This is a genomic window from Paenibacillus bovis, from assembly GCF_001421015.2.
GTDB lineage: Bacteria > Bacillota > Bacilli > Paenibacillales > Paenibacillaceae > Saccharibacillus > Saccharibacillus bovis.
On record NZ_CP013023.1, the window covers coordinates 4,124,744 to 4,138,655 of the forward strand.

14 protein-coding genes are annotated in these 13,912 nt (G+C 46.4%); 3 read left to right on the forward strand and 11 right to left on the reverse strand.

Annotated features, from left to right (window positions below):
• Window positions 1–59: 59 nt before the first annotated feature.
• Complete coding sequence (dapF, locus tag AR543_RS17585) at window positions 60–896, reverse strand: diaminopimelate epimerase (RefSeq protein WP_060535714.1); 837 nt, start codon at window positions 894–896, stop codon at window positions 60–62.
• 345 nt (window positions 897–1,241) lie between these two features.
• Between dapF and AR543_RS17590 the strand changes: the two genes are divergently transcribed.
• Window positions 1,242–3,062, forward strand: a complete 1,821-nt coding sequence (locus tag AR543_RS17590; RefSeq protein WP_060535715.1) for an Rqc2 family fibronectin-binding protein — start codon at window positions 1,242–1,244, stop codon at window positions 3,060–3,062.
• Window positions 3,063–3,242: 180 nt separating this feature from the next.
• On the opposite strand, the gene AR543_RS17595 is transcribed toward AR543_RS17590, so the two are convergent.
• The 7 genes from AR543_RS17595 to AR543_RS17625 all read right to left on the reverse strand — a co-directional run bounded on the left by AR543_RS17595 (window position 3,243) and on the right by AR543_RS17625 (window position 9,132).
• Complete coding sequence (locus tag AR543_RS17595; protein ID WP_060535716.1) at window positions 3,243–3,989, reverse strand: NAD-dependent epimerase/dehydratase family protein; 747 nt, start codon at window positions 3,987–3,989, stop codon at window positions 3,243–3,245.
• Between the two features lie 83 nt (window positions 3,990–4,072).
• Window positions 4,073–4,948: a PHP domain-containing protein gene (locus AR543_RS17600; protein WP_060535717.1), complete on the reverse strand. Its 876-nt coding sequence runs from the start codon at window positions 4,946–4,948 to the stop codon at window positions 4,073–4,075.
• Between the two features lie 131 nt (window positions 4,949–5,079).
• Window positions 5,080–5,982, reverse strand: a complete 903-nt coding sequence (locus tag AR543_RS17605) for a LysR family transcriptional regulator (RefSeq protein WP_174703752.1) — start codon at window positions 5,980–5,982, stop codon at window positions 5,080–5,082.
• Between the two features lie 169 nt (window positions 5,983–6,151).
• The gene (locus tag AR543_RS17610) at window positions 6,152–6,589 is read right to left on the reverse strand and encodes a hypothetical protein (RefSeq protein ID WP_060535719.1); all 438 of its coding nucleotides are present in this window, start codon (window positions 6,587–6,589) and stop codon (window positions 6,152–6,154) included.
• A gap of 435 nt (window positions 6,590–7,024) precedes the next feature.
• Window positions 7,025–7,345 carry a YlbG family protein gene (locus tag AR543_RS17615; protein ID WP_060535720.1) on the reverse strand — a complete coding sequence of 107 codons (321 nt, stop codon included), beginning with the start codon at window positions 7,343–7,345 and terminating at the stop codon, window positions 7,025–7,027.
• A complete protein-coding gene (locus AR543_RS17620; protein ID WP_060535721.1) occupies window positions 7,317–7,760 on the reverse strand; it encodes a YlbF/YmcA family competence regulator in 444 nt (147 codons plus the stop codon). Before AR543_RS17620 ends, AR543_RS17615 begins: the two co-directional genes overlap by 29 nt.
• A 157-nt stretch (window positions 7,761–7,917) precedes the next feature.
• Window positions 7,918–9,132, reverse strand: coding sequence for a M20 metallopeptidase family protein (locus AR543_RS17625; protein WP_418304202.1), 1,215 nt, complete (start codon window positions 9,130–9,132; stop codon window positions 7,918–7,920).
• A 288-nt stretch (window positions 9,133–9,420) separates the two neighbouring features.
• Between AR543_RS17625 and ftsW the strand changes: the two genes are divergently transcribed.
• On the forward strand, window positions 9,421–10,743 hold the full coding sequence (gene ftsW / locus AR543_RS17630) for a putative lipid II flippase FtsW (protein WP_174703753.1): 1,323 nt from the start codon (window positions 9,421–9,423) through the stop codon (window positions 10,741–10,743).
• A 96-nt stretch (window positions 10,744–10,839) separates the two neighbouring features.
• On the opposite strand, the gene AR543_RS17635 is transcribed toward ftsW, so the two are convergent.
• Window positions 10,840–11,232 (reverse strand): Asp23/Gls24 family envelope stress response protein, encoded by a 393-nt coding sequence (locus AR543_RS17635; RefSeq protein WP_060535723.1) that lies wholly within the window; start codon window positions 11,230–11,232, stop codon window positions 10,840–10,842.
• A gap of 421 nt (window positions 11,233–11,653) precedes the next feature.
• Here AR543_RS17635 and cax point away from each other — a divergent pair, with 421 nt between their 5' ends.
• Window positions 11,654–12,715 (forward strand): calcium/proton exchanger, encoded by a 1,062-nt coding sequence (cax, locus tag AR543_RS17640; RefSeq protein WP_060535724.1) that lies wholly within the window; start codon window positions 11,654–11,656, stop codon window positions 12,713–12,715.
• Window positions 12,716–12,950: 235 nt separating this feature from the next.
• On the opposite strand, the gene AR543_RS17645 is transcribed toward cax, so the two are convergent.
• Together AR543_RS17645 and AR543_RS17650 are read right to left on the reverse strand one after the other, a co-directional pair.
• A complete protein-coding gene (locus AR543_RS17645; protein WP_017814671.1) occupies window positions 12,951–13,250 on the reverse strand; it encodes an Fpa/YlaN family protein in 300 nt (99 codons plus the stop codon).
• 253 nt (window positions 13,251–13,503) lie between these two features.
• Window positions 13,504–13,758 (reverse strand): HPr family phosphocarrier protein, encoded by a 255-nt coding sequence (locus tag AR543_RS17650; protein ID WP_060535725.1) that lies wholly within the window; start codon window positions 13,756–13,758, stop codon window positions 13,504–13,506.
• Between the last annotated feature and the right edge of the window lie 154 nt (window positions 13,759–13,912).

Genomic DNA, 13,912 nt, shown 5'->3' on the forward strand with positions numbered 1-13,912 from the left:
TAAATCCCAAGCAAATCGAGGCAGAAATGGCTGATATAGCTAAAAGGTATAACCGGAGCTTAATCCAGCGTCTGTCCGGTATATACCGTTGCTGCCGGGCCAGTCATATAGACATGATTACTGCTCTCATCCCACTCAATATACAGGTCTCCGCCCTTGAGCGAGACATGCGCATTACGGTCGGAATAACCATTCAGCACCGAAGCCACGAGTGTCGCACAGGCTCCTGTACCACAGGCAAGCGTCGGTCCTGCTCCGCGTTCCCAGACTCTCATATCGATCCGGTCGCGGCTCTGTACAGTGGTAAACTCTACATTCACCTTGCGTGGAAACAGTGGATGCGTCTCCAGCTGCGGTCCCCATTGATGCAGATCAAAACTCACTGCATCCTCTACATAGATCACGCAATGCGGATTCCCCATCGATACAGCTGTAAAATGAAACTGCTCTCCCTCCACCTCTATCGGCTGGTTGAGCACCGGATTGCCTTCTATTGCTACCGGAATCAGACCGGCTTCCAGTACAGGCTCGCCCATATCGACACGTACCGTAACCGCTTTGCCATTCTCTGCCTGTACAGTGACTGCTTGTACGCCAGCACCAATCGTCTCGATCTGAATCTCGGTGCCTGCCGCAAGACCGTGGTCAAATACATATTTGGCTACACAGCGGATCGCATTGCCGCACTGCTCTGCTTCCGATCCATCTGCATTAATAATCCGCATCATATAATCCGCCCGGGCTGAAGGCAGTATAAAGACCAGCCCGTCTGCACCAATCCCAAAGTACCGGTTGCAGTGCCGAATCGCCAGCTCCGCCGCATTGGCGGGCAGAGAAGGCTCGCCGTACACTACGATAAAATCATTGCCAAGTCCGTTCATTTTGGTAAATTCCATCGCTGCTCTCTCCCCTGAATATGCTGTTTAATCACTTCCTACTGGGTAAGCATACATGATACGACTATAAATTGCGAATGCTTTGTGGCATGATAGAATAGGTGTATTGGGAGTAAGAATATCGCGATATTTTGCTTTGCAAAAATCGCTTTTTTATTGGATACCGCGTTTAACAAGTTAAACGTTTGTAATGCAAGATATTTTGCTTCGCAAAAATCACTTTTCATTTGAACACCGCGTTTAACAAGTTAAACGCTGTTCTGTACAATATTTTGCTTCGCAAAAATTGCTTTTTCATTTGAACACCGCGTTTAACAAGTTAAACGCTAGAATAGGAGAATTGATATGGCACTTGATGGTATTGTAACTCGCGCGATTGTACAGGATCTGCAGATTCTGGTGGGGTCGCGTATTAATAAGATTTATCAGCCTACAGATAGTGATATTGTTTTTCAGATTCGGGCACAGCGGGAGAATCGTAAATTATTGCTTAGTGCGAATCCGACGTATCCGCGTGTGCAGTTTACCGAGCAGTCTTTTATGAATCCGCAGGAAGCGCCGATGTTCTGTATGCTGCTGCGCAAGCATTGTGAGAGCGGGATTATTGAGGCAATTGAGCAAGTGGGCATGGAGCGTATTATTCATTTCCAGGTTCGTCAGCGTGATGAGCTGGGAGATGTATCGGTCAAACGGATTATTGTGGAACTAATGGGTCGACACAGTAATCTGATTCTGCTTGATCCGTCGACAAATACGATTATAGACGGTATCCATCATGTGACTCCGGCAATCAGCAGCTACCGCATTATTATGCCTGGCTTCAGCTATCAAGAGCCCCCGCAGCAGAACAAGTTGAATCCGCTGGAAACCGGTCGGGAGCCGTTTACAAGCAGCTATGCCGAGTATACAGATACATCCGCCCGTTTTATTCTGGATACTTTCACAGGTATTAGCCCATTGATTGCGAGCGAAGTCGTACAGCGTGCAGCGAATAGTTCCGTTTCTGCTGCTTCTGCACAACATTCTGATGCTCCAGCTCCGGACTTGAACGCCAATGAATCGGATCCAGCTTCATCCAAGTTACCCGATCGGGTAGATGCGGATGCATTGTGGACCTCTTTTGATACATTAATGGAACAGGTACGTCAGGGACAGTTTGATCCCGTGAGCGGACTCAATGCCAAGAACAAGCTTGTTTTCTCGGCTGTACCGCTTGTACAAATTCAGGACGAAGAAAAACATTATGCTTCGATGAGCGAATGTATCGAAGCGTATTATGGCAACAAGGCAGAACGCGATACCGTCAAGCAGAAAACGAGTGATCTGCTGCGCTTTTTGCAAAACGAACGCAGCAAAAACATTAAAAAGCTCGATAATCTGCGCAAAGATCAACTGGAAGCGGACGATGCCGAGAAATACCGTATTCAGGGTGAATTGCTATTCGCTTCCCTGCATCAGATTACCAAAGGAGACAAAGAAATTGAGCTTATCAATTTCTATGATGAAGAGCAGCGCCCGATCAAGATCCAGCTTGATCCGCAGCTATCTCCTTCCGATAATGCCCAGCGCTATTTCAAAAAGTACAACAAATACAAAAACAGCCTTGCGGTAATCGAAGAACAGCTGACCCGTACGCATGAAGAAATTGCCTATCTCGATTCCCTGCTCCAGCAGCTGCAAAGTGCCGCCCTGCAGGATATCGACGAGATTCGTGAAGAACTGGCCGAGCAGGGCTACGTCCGCAACCGCAACAAAAAGAACAAAAAGAAAAAGAAAGACAATCGTCCGACCCTGCATATTTATACTTCCAGTGAAGGTATCGAAATGTATGTAGGCAAAAACAATTTGCAAAATGAATATATTACCAACAAAATGGCGAATAATAATGATACCTGGCTGCATACCAAGGATATTCCGGGTTCCCATGTCGTTATCCGCAGCAGCGAATTTGGCGATGCTACGCTGGCCGAAGCGGCGCAGCTCGCTGCCTACTTTAGCCAGGCCAAGGAATCAAGTAGTGTACCGGTCGATTATACCCAGATTCGCCATGTACACAAACCGAACGGTTCCAAGCCGGGATTCGTTATTTACGATCATCAGACGACCCTGTTTATCACACCGGAAGAAGATATGATCAAACGCCTGAGCAGCACGATCAAAATGTAACAGCCTGCATCCGGTAGTCTGCAAAGATGGGTAGAGCTATTTTGTCTGATAGCACCTGCCTAATCATGCATAAAAAAGCGTTCCTATACGTCGAAAATAGACGTTTGGAACGCTTTTTTGATACATACTATTCGTACTGATCGCATAGGTGTATATTATGGACCAACAGCTCCCTCACACTTATTTCCGATCCTTGAAAATCTCCTGCAAAGCAAACGCATCATCCTGCGGTTTGTAGCCCAGTTCACGAATCGCCTCTTCAATATTAAGTCGTTTGAAGCGATTATCCGAAATCGCATTTACGAGTAGGAAGGGCTCTCTTAGCTGAGCAGTCAATCCCTTTTCCACCAGCTGGCACAGATCTCGCGGACTCAGGTAAGCACTCGTATCGCGCACGGTCATCGGTTCTCCCGGATGGAAGTCATCAAATGCACCGATTCGCAGTCCCACACTTTCCAGTCCCTGTTCATAGGCATAGTAGCTGGCGAGCGACTCCAGAAATACTTTACTGACTCCGTACATATTTTTGGGGCGCACCTGCATGGAAGTTGTGGTCTGAACATCTACAGGATAGGCTTCCATCGTCTGTGCACTGCTGGCAAATACGATGCGCTGTACTCCATTTTGCTGACAGGCGTGGAACAGATTATAACTACCTTTGATATTGTTATCGAGCAAATGCTCATAAAAGTCCGCATCCGGTGAAGGATTGCCTGCCAGATGGACTACCCTGTCTATACCGGAAGTTAATTTCAGGCAGGCTTTCAGATCAGACAGATCAATAACATGCTGCTCAGTTTGCTCCCGAATCTCTGGAGGCAGCCGATCAAAATGAAGATCTGCCAGCACCAGATCATGATTGTCCACGAGATAAGCGGTAAGCGCCGTGCCTATTCTGCCGGAAGAACCCGTAATTAATATCCGCATATACTGCTCCTTTGTGAAACCCATTTTAGAATCGAAAAATGACAGGACAGACTTCTAAAGGGACTGCTTTTACAATATATGCTCTATGCCTGACTTGAAGCCCGTTCAAGTAGCCGCGTCAATACATCGGCCGGTACCCGTTTGCTGCCAAGTGCACCATGGAATACTTTGCCCTGACGCTCTCCATGATAATCAGAGCCACCCGTCACAATCAGCTCTCTCTGCTCTGCCAGCTCCAAGTAGCGCTGTTCATCTTCTGGTGAATGATCCGAATGATATACCTCCAGACCCGCCAGTGCGCTTTCACCAAGTATACGAGCGACCAGAGCGTCATCTCCATAGATTCCTGGATGCGCCATGACAGGAACCCCACCTGCTTCTATAATCCATTGTGCTGCTTCTTGGGGACGGATACGTGGCGGAGATACATAGGCGGCTGCGTCCTGGGCCAGGTATTTGTTGAATGCATCGCGCATATCTTCGGCATAACCCTTGGCTACAAGCGTATCTGCCATGTGCGGTCGTCCGATACTCTCATCCGGCAGCAGTTCGCGTCCGAGCTGCTTCAATACATCTTCCATCGTAATCTCGACACCAAGCCCGCGCAACTTTTCCAGAATCATCTCATTGCGTGTATCCCTGATCTGACGAAGTCCGGCCAGCCTTTCCAGAAAAACGGGATCTTCGATATTCATGTAATATCCGAGAATATGAATATCCTTGCCATCCTCCATCGTACTGATTTCTACTCCCGGTACGACAGTTATTCCATGCCGCTCACCTGCTGCCAGTGCTTCTGCCACTCCTGCCACGGTGTCATGATCTGTAATAGCCAGTGCGCTCAAGCCAGCTTCAGCAGCCAGCTGCACATTTTCGGCAGGCGTATTCATTCCATCCGAAGCCTGTGTATGGCTGTGCAGATCGACATAGCCCAGCTGCAGGGTTGTTTTATTATCCATCTGTGTTCACTCCTGTCTGTTTATATTCATGTTCTGTACAATCTGCCTATATCATCTGTCTTGGATATAGGGGATACACTAATTCGTCTGTCCAGAACATCCGAATTGTATTCACCCTATCCGGTACTACACTAGGTTAACGAATATTCCTGCAAAAACTGTAAAAAAGCAATCGACGGGATACCAAGCAGTGTCGATTTGAGATGAATCGAATAGAACTGTCTTTGAAAAGAGACATTCTGGATATCCAGTACCTTGAGCAGTCCCAGTGCCACTTCATGCTTCACCGAAGACGGCGAGAGGATCGTAATGCCCAATCCGGCTTCTACCGCCGACTTAACCGCTCCTGTGCTGCCCAGTTCCATAACCGTATCGATACGTTCCAGATCCATATGATGCCGGATAAATTCTTCCTCCATAACCTGTCTTGTACCCGATCCTTTCTCCCGCAGCACAAAAGAATAATTCAGCACATCTTCCAGTGTAATCCTGGGCAGTTCATCCAGCGGATGTCCCGCAGGCACGATCAGCTTCAGTTCATCCTGCATGACCGGCTTGATCGTCATATCGGGATGCTCTACCGGCGCCTCAATCAGACCAAAATCGAGCTGGTTACGACTGATCTCATCCAGAATCTGTGTCGTATTCATAACCTTAAGCATAATTTTCATATCGGGATAACGCTGCCCTAGCGGAACGAGAAGGCGGGGCAGCACATACTCACCAATCGTATTACTCGCCCCCAGCATCAGCCGACCGGCCATATTATCGGTAAATCGCGACATTGCCGCATCTGTTTCTCGCATCAGCTCTATGCCCCGACGCGCAAAAGGCATCAGCGCATGACCGGCTTCTGACAGCTCGATTCGTTTGGTTGTACGAATCAGCAGCTTGGTCCCAAAATGATCTTCCAGCGATTGCACCTGCATGGTCACTGCCGGCTGGGTCATGTGCAGCGCCTGGGCTGCTGCCGAAAAACTTCCCCGCTCGGCAACTGTATAAAATATATGTAATTGATGAAAGTTAAATGCCAATGCCGTTTCCCTCCTTGGTCGTACTTTGATTGTACCCCAAAAAAAGCACATAACAAAAGAGCCTGCATATGCAGGCTCTCCGGGTCCGTATTAATGATAGGCAGCCTGCTCCTCCAATACGAAGGCAAGTTAGGCCAATTCATAAATGTACCTGATAAAATATGAAGTATTATTTGCGTTTACGGCTATTTTTGATTAGCGTCATGCGGCGAGAGTGTCTCAACCATGAATAATAAGATTTCAGATCACGGAGTTCGATCGTTTCGGACATTTTCCCAAGGAAAGTAACTACGATCATTTTGTGAAGCGGATTGCCTGCAAGATCAAATTCACCGGGCAGTTCAGCAAACTCAGCAACAACAACCACATCTTCGTCAATCAGATACACATCTTCTTCCTTGCGATAATAGGAGATGATGCGATCCTGCTTCAGGCTATCCCACATAAAGGAAGCGATATCTTCTGTAGGGGTATCTGATTTGGCAATCCGATCATTAAAACGACTGATAGCATGATTGGTAATAACTACATCTGCCACTTTTTTCTCGCCCAGTGCAACATGAAATGGTTCATAAGTACTCCAGCGCTCCATTACTTTGTCTCTCATTATAATTATTCACTCCCCATCTTCGCAGGTCTTTCCGCCTAAGTATTAGTGCCTATTGATTATCGTTTTATAAATCTAAAGACCTACAATAGGACGAGAAAGCTACCAATTGATATATTGTTTTACGGCCCAGACTACGTTACGGTGTCATTTTTATCATATTAATTGATTAACTGTACTATTCCTACAGTTCTTGAGTCCCACTACAGAGTATATCGACAGTTCCTTACTCTCTTTTAACCCATAAAGTCAAAAAGTTAAAAATTATATCATATATTTTACTATTTTATACCAATTTACACCCTTTTATGAAACCGCTTTCCAGAAAAGAATAAAAAAAGCGACCCAATGGCCGCTGCTATATTTCAGTCGGGCCTGCCGCAGCACTCTGCCAATGAGTGCTGCCTGCATCCCCATTATTGATAAATTGTAAAATTAAATACCGTAGAACTGCGTCTGATCCGGTACATTTTTGCTGTATTCTGTCTTGATTTCGTTACGATAGGAACGTTCGATCTTCCGTACATAAGGAAGTCTGCGCATATTTTTGATTATATCATCCGTTTTTTCGGAATTCATATACATCACTACATACTGCATACGGCGTGAAATATAATGTACACATCCGTATTTCTCCAGATTACGGGCTGCTTTTACATCACTGACCCAGATAATATATCCGATCCGTTCCGGAAAAACTGCCTGTTCCTGTTCTTGGCGCGGATTGTTATCCGCCGCATCCACATGAGCCTCCACTGCCGCATCCGCCTCCTTTTGGTAAAGGATCATTACTTGGAACCTTGATTGTCTCGGAGACCGAATGTGCGATCATCTCAGACATCTCATACAGCATGCGATCCAGGTTGTTCTCAGCTTCGGTGAATCTGCGAACTTCCTCGATACGCTGCATTTCCTCCTGCACAGCTTCGACTTCTTGCATCGCCGCATGATAATTGGGATGGAAATGACCAAAACGCTGGGTTTCCTCGAAAAGCTCCTTCTTGCTATTCAGCTTGATTACCAAGCGCTGTACTTCCGGATGGACTTGCATCCGTTCTTTCCAATATAGATAATTCGCGACTTCGATAGAATTGTTGATCATATCGCCCAAATCATAGGCGCATGTCAAGACTTCGGCCATATCAACCGTTCTGGTCTCGGTTACGCTCATGAAGTTCATCCCATTCCTGTATATAATGGACAGCGATTATACGTGGAAATCACACGTGCTGTCCTTTCCATCATAGCATAAGGAATTGGCAGATTAGAAGCCTTTTTCCAAAAACAATAAACAGCATGTTACGGATTCTGCCATAAGCAAGTTAGCACTATTCTATTTCCGGTTGATTCAGAAAATCCTCAGCCATCCCTGCTAGAATGCGGGCTGCATTCAGCATAGAGGACTCATCAATATCAAATCGGGCATGATGATGCGGATAGATAGCTCCACTGCTCGCATTGCCTGCTCCTACAAAGATAAAGCAGCCAGGGACCTTTTGCACATAATAGGCAAAATCCTCGGCAGGCATCATCGGCGGAGTCTGGAACACCTGCTCTTTGCCAAACATCTCTTCGGCTACCCGGAAAAAGCGTTCGGTCTCACCGGCATGATTAACCAGCGTCGGATAACCCATCATATACTCGATATCCACTGTTGCCCCGTTCAGCGCACACAGCTGACGACTGACCTCTTCAATCCGCTGACGGATCAATGCCCGTGTCTCCTCGTCAAATGTTCGTACAGTTCCGGTGATCCGGCAGTTCTCTGCAATAATATTTTGCGCCGTACCACTCTGGATCGTGCCTACTGTCAGCACTGCCGGATTAAGCGGATTGACATTGCGGCTGATAATCGACTGCAGCTGTACGACCAGCTGAGCACCGGTCAGCAGACTGTCCACGGTCACATGCGGAATACCGCCATGGCCACCTTTTCCCGTAATCGTAATAAAAAATTCGTCGGTTGATGCCATGACAGGTCCTGGCGCGCTTGCCAGCGTACCTGCTGCAAATGGAGTCCACAGATGGACGCCATAGATCGCATCCACACCTTCCAGCGCACCTGCGTCGATCATTTTGAGCGCGCCACCCGGACATACTTCTTCGCCAGGTTGAAAAATCAGACGCACTTCACCACGCAGCTGCTCCCTGTTCTCGCTAAAATAACGTGCTACCGCCAGCAGACCGGAGGTATGGCCATCATGGCCGCAGGCATGCATCACGTCAGGCACCTGTGAAGCATACTCGCATTCTTTTTCATCCTGGATGGGCAGCGCATCCATATCGGCACGCAGTGCTACCGTTTTGCCAGGCAGGCTGCCTTTGATCACGCCAATCACTCCGGTATCGCCTGCGCCTACCTGAATCTCTACGCCAAAAGATCGCAAACGTTCTGCGACAAATTCCATGGTCTGATGTTCCTGATAAGACAGCTCCGGATGCTGGTGGAGATAACGCCGCCACTTTACCATATCCGGATATAACGCTTGCCAGTTGTAATCCCCCATCTGCACTCCATCCCTTCGCTGTATACCTAAATTCATTCTTTTTTACCTTATTTCATGTTTCAGTTGCTTAATGAAGGTTAAATAAACTGTTAGGCATTATTTTGAAGCAAAAACAGTTGTTTGTAAAATGCCTTTATGCGCACTCATCCAAAAGCGACCAAAAGCTTGCACCTGCTTTTAAAACGTACTATCATGAAAGATAAACTTAACATAATTGATTGCTTTTATTTCAAAGGAGGATTTGTGCATGATGAAAAATCGTCTGAACATAGACAACCGTGCTGCACAATTGTACATATCCGTTCCATTACCGGGGATACATGAATGAATAAAATAAGACAAACTACATCAAGATCTTCCAACCAGAGTATTGCGGATCGTTACCGTACCAAAAATTCCAATGTCCGTAACATGCCTAGACCTTCACAGACAGCTCCAAAAGTCATCAAAAAAGGAGCACCGGATTTTCAGCTGCTCGTTCTGACCTTTGTGCTGATCGGCTTTGGTATTCTGATGGTATTCAGTGCCAGCTCCAGTCTTGCATTGACCAGTGCCAGCTATAATAATGATGCACTGTACTTTACGAAGCGTCACATTATGTATGCCATTATCGGTACCATCGCCATGTTCTTTGCGATGAAAGCCCATTACAGTAAATATAAAAAGTGGTTTGCGCCCTTTTTCCTCGTCACCCTAGTTCTGCTGCTGGCCGTACTTGTGGTCGGCGTACATCTGAATGGTGCACGAAGCTGGATTCGCTTGCCGGGTGGTGCTTCACTGCAGCCAGCGGAATTTGCCAAGTTGGCGGTTATCCTTTATCTGTCTGCTCTGATTGCCAAAAAGGGCGATCGACTCAGGGATCTGCGAACCGGTTATATTCCGGTTATGCTGATCGTCGGACTCGTCGCCGGACTGATCATGCTGCAGCCTGACCTTGGTTCCTGTATGATTCTAGTCGCAACAGCAGGCCTCATTATTTATGTGGGCGGAGCCAGTATGAAGCATATTATGGCTTCTGTCATGCTGCTTGTACTCGGGGCGGCAATTGTATTTGGCATCAGTTCTCTGTTCACTAAAGATGAGCCTGCCAGCGGCAACTACCGAGCCGACCGGATTGAAGCCTATCTCAACCCATTTGCCGATCCGACAGGCGGCACTTACAACATGCTTCAGTCGCTTATAGCCATTGGCGAAGGCGGCGTTACAGGCGCCGGGTTCGGTCAAAGTATTCAGAAGCTGCATTATCTGCCCAATCCGTACAATGACTTTATTTTTGCTATTATCGGTGAGGAATTCGGGTTGATCGGAACCGTATTGTTCCTGCTCGTGTATGCCTACTTTATCTGGCGAGGCATTATTATCGCACTCAGGTGTCCGGATATTTTCGGCACACTGGCCGGTGTCGGGATTATGGGATTGTTTGCGATTCAGGCCTTTATCAATATCGGCGGGGTGACCAAGACGATCCCACTTACCGGGGTTCCGCTGCCATTTATCAGTTATGGTGGTACTTCACTCGTTATTATGATGCTGAGTATGGGTATTATGCTCAGTATCTCCAGAGAAACCAATCGTGCTCTTGCTGAAAAGCAGGAGACCGGCAATGGATACACACGTCGTCAATCTGTCTCGATGCGGATGAAATAATCATCCGGTATCCAAACCAAATACTAATATAAAAAACGGCGGGGAATCCCCGCCGTTTTTGTATGTGCAGTTCTGGTATGCTTTTGTATAGGCTGCTTAGGATCTGGAACGAACTGGCTGCTCAAAATCGATCATGTCATCCTTGAAGGCGACGCCTTCTACTTTGACATTTACTTCGACCACTTTGAGACCGGTCAGGTTCTCTACTGCTTCACGCACATTTTGCTGGAGCATACGGCATACTTCGTGAATCGGTGTCTCGTACAGTACAATGATGCGCAGATCAATGGCTGCCTCGCGTTGTCCGACTTCAACAGTTACCCCTTTTTGTACATTCTTACCGCTTAGACGTTTGGCGAATCCTTCGGATAATCCGCCGGACATAGCAGCAATCCCCGGTGTCTCCAGTGCGGCCATGCCCGCCACTTTTGCTACGACATCGTCGGCAATCTTGATTGTGCCCATCTCCAATTGTAATGATTCGGTCATGTCCATCCTCCTCCAAAGCTTGCATCCCTGTTAGCCATATTGCGACCTGGATGCAACTAACCATAATGTTTACTTCTCTATTTTATTGCATATTGCGCAGATATTCAAAAACAATATTTATACCCTCTATTTCTGCTTATGAAACGTTTATGCTGTGTCGTTTACATTTTCATTAGATTTGGGTATATTGTTAAAGAATTTACATAGTTAGTATGATGCGATTCCCATGTCCTGACCTGTGCGAATATAACAAAACCTGGTCATATGCGGCGGATGATTGGTTAATGAATAGGAAGATCACGCTGTACGGTACATTCGCAGACCGCTGCCGTACTGTTCGTCCTGTCATTGATTCTGTAGTGGAAGCATCAACCATATGTAGAATATCAAACATATATTTATTCAAAAGTGAGGTGGCGCAATGAAAAAGAATCTTTCTACTATTCTGCTTATTATTTTCTTCGTATTCAGTGCAATCGCTCATTATGCCCATCTGAATCCGATCCTCCAGTTTATCGTATCGGCGATTGCTGTTGTACTGGTAGCAGGATTCCTGGGACGTGCAACAGAGAATGTAGCACACTATGCCGGACAGCGGCTGGGCGGCTTTCTGAATGCAACCTTCGGTAATGCAGCTGAGCTGATTATCGCCATCATGCTGCTGCGCGAAGGACTGTACGATATGGTCAAAGCCAGTCTGACCGGTTCTATTATCGGTAATCTGCTGCTGGTACTTGGTCTGAGTATTTTCGCCGGCGGCGTGAAATTCAAAGTGCAGAACTTCAACGTCTCGTTGGCAGGCATGAATGGATCGCTTATGATCGTAGCGGTTATTGCCCTGTTCGTACCGGCACTGTTCCTGAATACGCACTCTATTACGAGTACCGAAGTGGACACACTCAGTCTGATCGTAGCCGGACTGCTCATTCTGGCTTATATCGCCTGGCTGATCTTCTCGATGTTTACTCACAAGACCTATCTGGCAGATGTCACCAATGAAGGTGACGACGAGCATGAGTCTCCAGAATGGAGCAAAGGCAGATCTATTCTTTATCTGATTATTGCAACCGTTATGACTGCTTTTGTCAGTGAATGGCTCGTGGGTACACTCGAAACCTTTACCGAGGACTTTGGATTCAGCGAGTTATTTGTTGGTGCCTTTGTGGTTGCCATTATCGGTAATGCTGCCGAGCACAGTGCAGCGATTATGCTTGCCATGAAAAATAAAATCGGTGCCTCTGTCGAAATCGCAGTCGGCAGCAGCTTGCAAATTGCTTTATTTGTAGCTCCTGTACTGATCTTTGTCAGCTTTTTCCTGGGCAACACGATGGATATCGTTTTCACTACGCTGGAACTGGTAGCTATTATGGTATCCGTCTTTATCGCCAAGTCGATCATTCAGGATGGTTCAACCAACTGGTATGAAGGTACTCTGCTGCTGGTTGTGTACATTATACTCGGTGTATCTTTCTATCTCGTTTAAAAAAGAGACTCAAAGTCCACTGTATGATCCAAGTATAGGCTTTGTTGATCATCATAAACCAGTTTAAATAAAGACCCTGTCTACCAGCTGCCCTGTGCAGTCTGGGGAGAGGGTCTTTTGACGATCATCCTGCCTACATCCTATCTGCAGGTTTGACAGATTGTACAGTACTTATAGCAAAAATGCCTGTACCCTAAATAGCAGAGTACAGGCATTTCTATGTCATTCAAATCTGCTATTCTGCAGACTGTGTCTTATTGTTCATGGCTTCATACAATACGGACAAATTACGCTCCAGATTACTGATGAGCTGCTTGCCTACAGGATCCGACACCAGACCAGCACGTACAGCAAAATCCACTTCCTTGGAAAAGCCGTATACCTGTGTATCCAGCACTTCCTCATAGAGAGGACAGTAACGGGTATCCAAATTCTCCATCTGGATTTCGATCAACTTTTCGATTTTATGTGCATCTTCCTGAAGAAGATTTAATGCTTTTATATTCAACTGCTCTTGCAAATCAGATGAAGTCATGTTCTTCCCCCCCATGTTCAAGAACTCTCGGCCATTACTATTCTTAATATTAGACGAAATTGAAGGGCAATACAAGAACCTCCCTGTAAATCGGGCGGAAATATCTTATATTTAAAATATCTATCCATGCTGCTCGTTATTCCTTCCATTTTCTGCATGTATGGTACTGTTACAACAGCAGAATGAACACGAAGAGCATCGCGTGAAAGCAAAAATGCTGCTGTCCTATAGACAGCAGCATTTCTGATATACATTAATTATCCGCAAGTTTGACGCTTAGACCATGTTTTTCAAAAGCAGCGACAACCGCAGCTTTGGCTGCTTCTTCGTCTGGTCCGTGTACGTGCAGCTCGTAGTTATGGTTGGCTACCAGCGTAGTGAACAGTCCCAGAATACTTTTGACATCGATAAACTTGGTTTCATACTGCAGTACGATTGAAGAAGTGTACTGACCGGCAGTTTGTGCAATCTCTACGACTGCTGCGTTATTTGTGTTACTGGTTGCCATGAGAAACCCTCCTATTTTGCTTTGAATTTCACTAAACCTCGTTTTCCCTTACATCATAAATGAATACGCTTTCTTATGCAACTTCTTTCTTAGGTCCATTTTCAGAGAAAAAGAGGTTATATCGTGAAGTCGCCTATCAGGCGCCCTATCCATA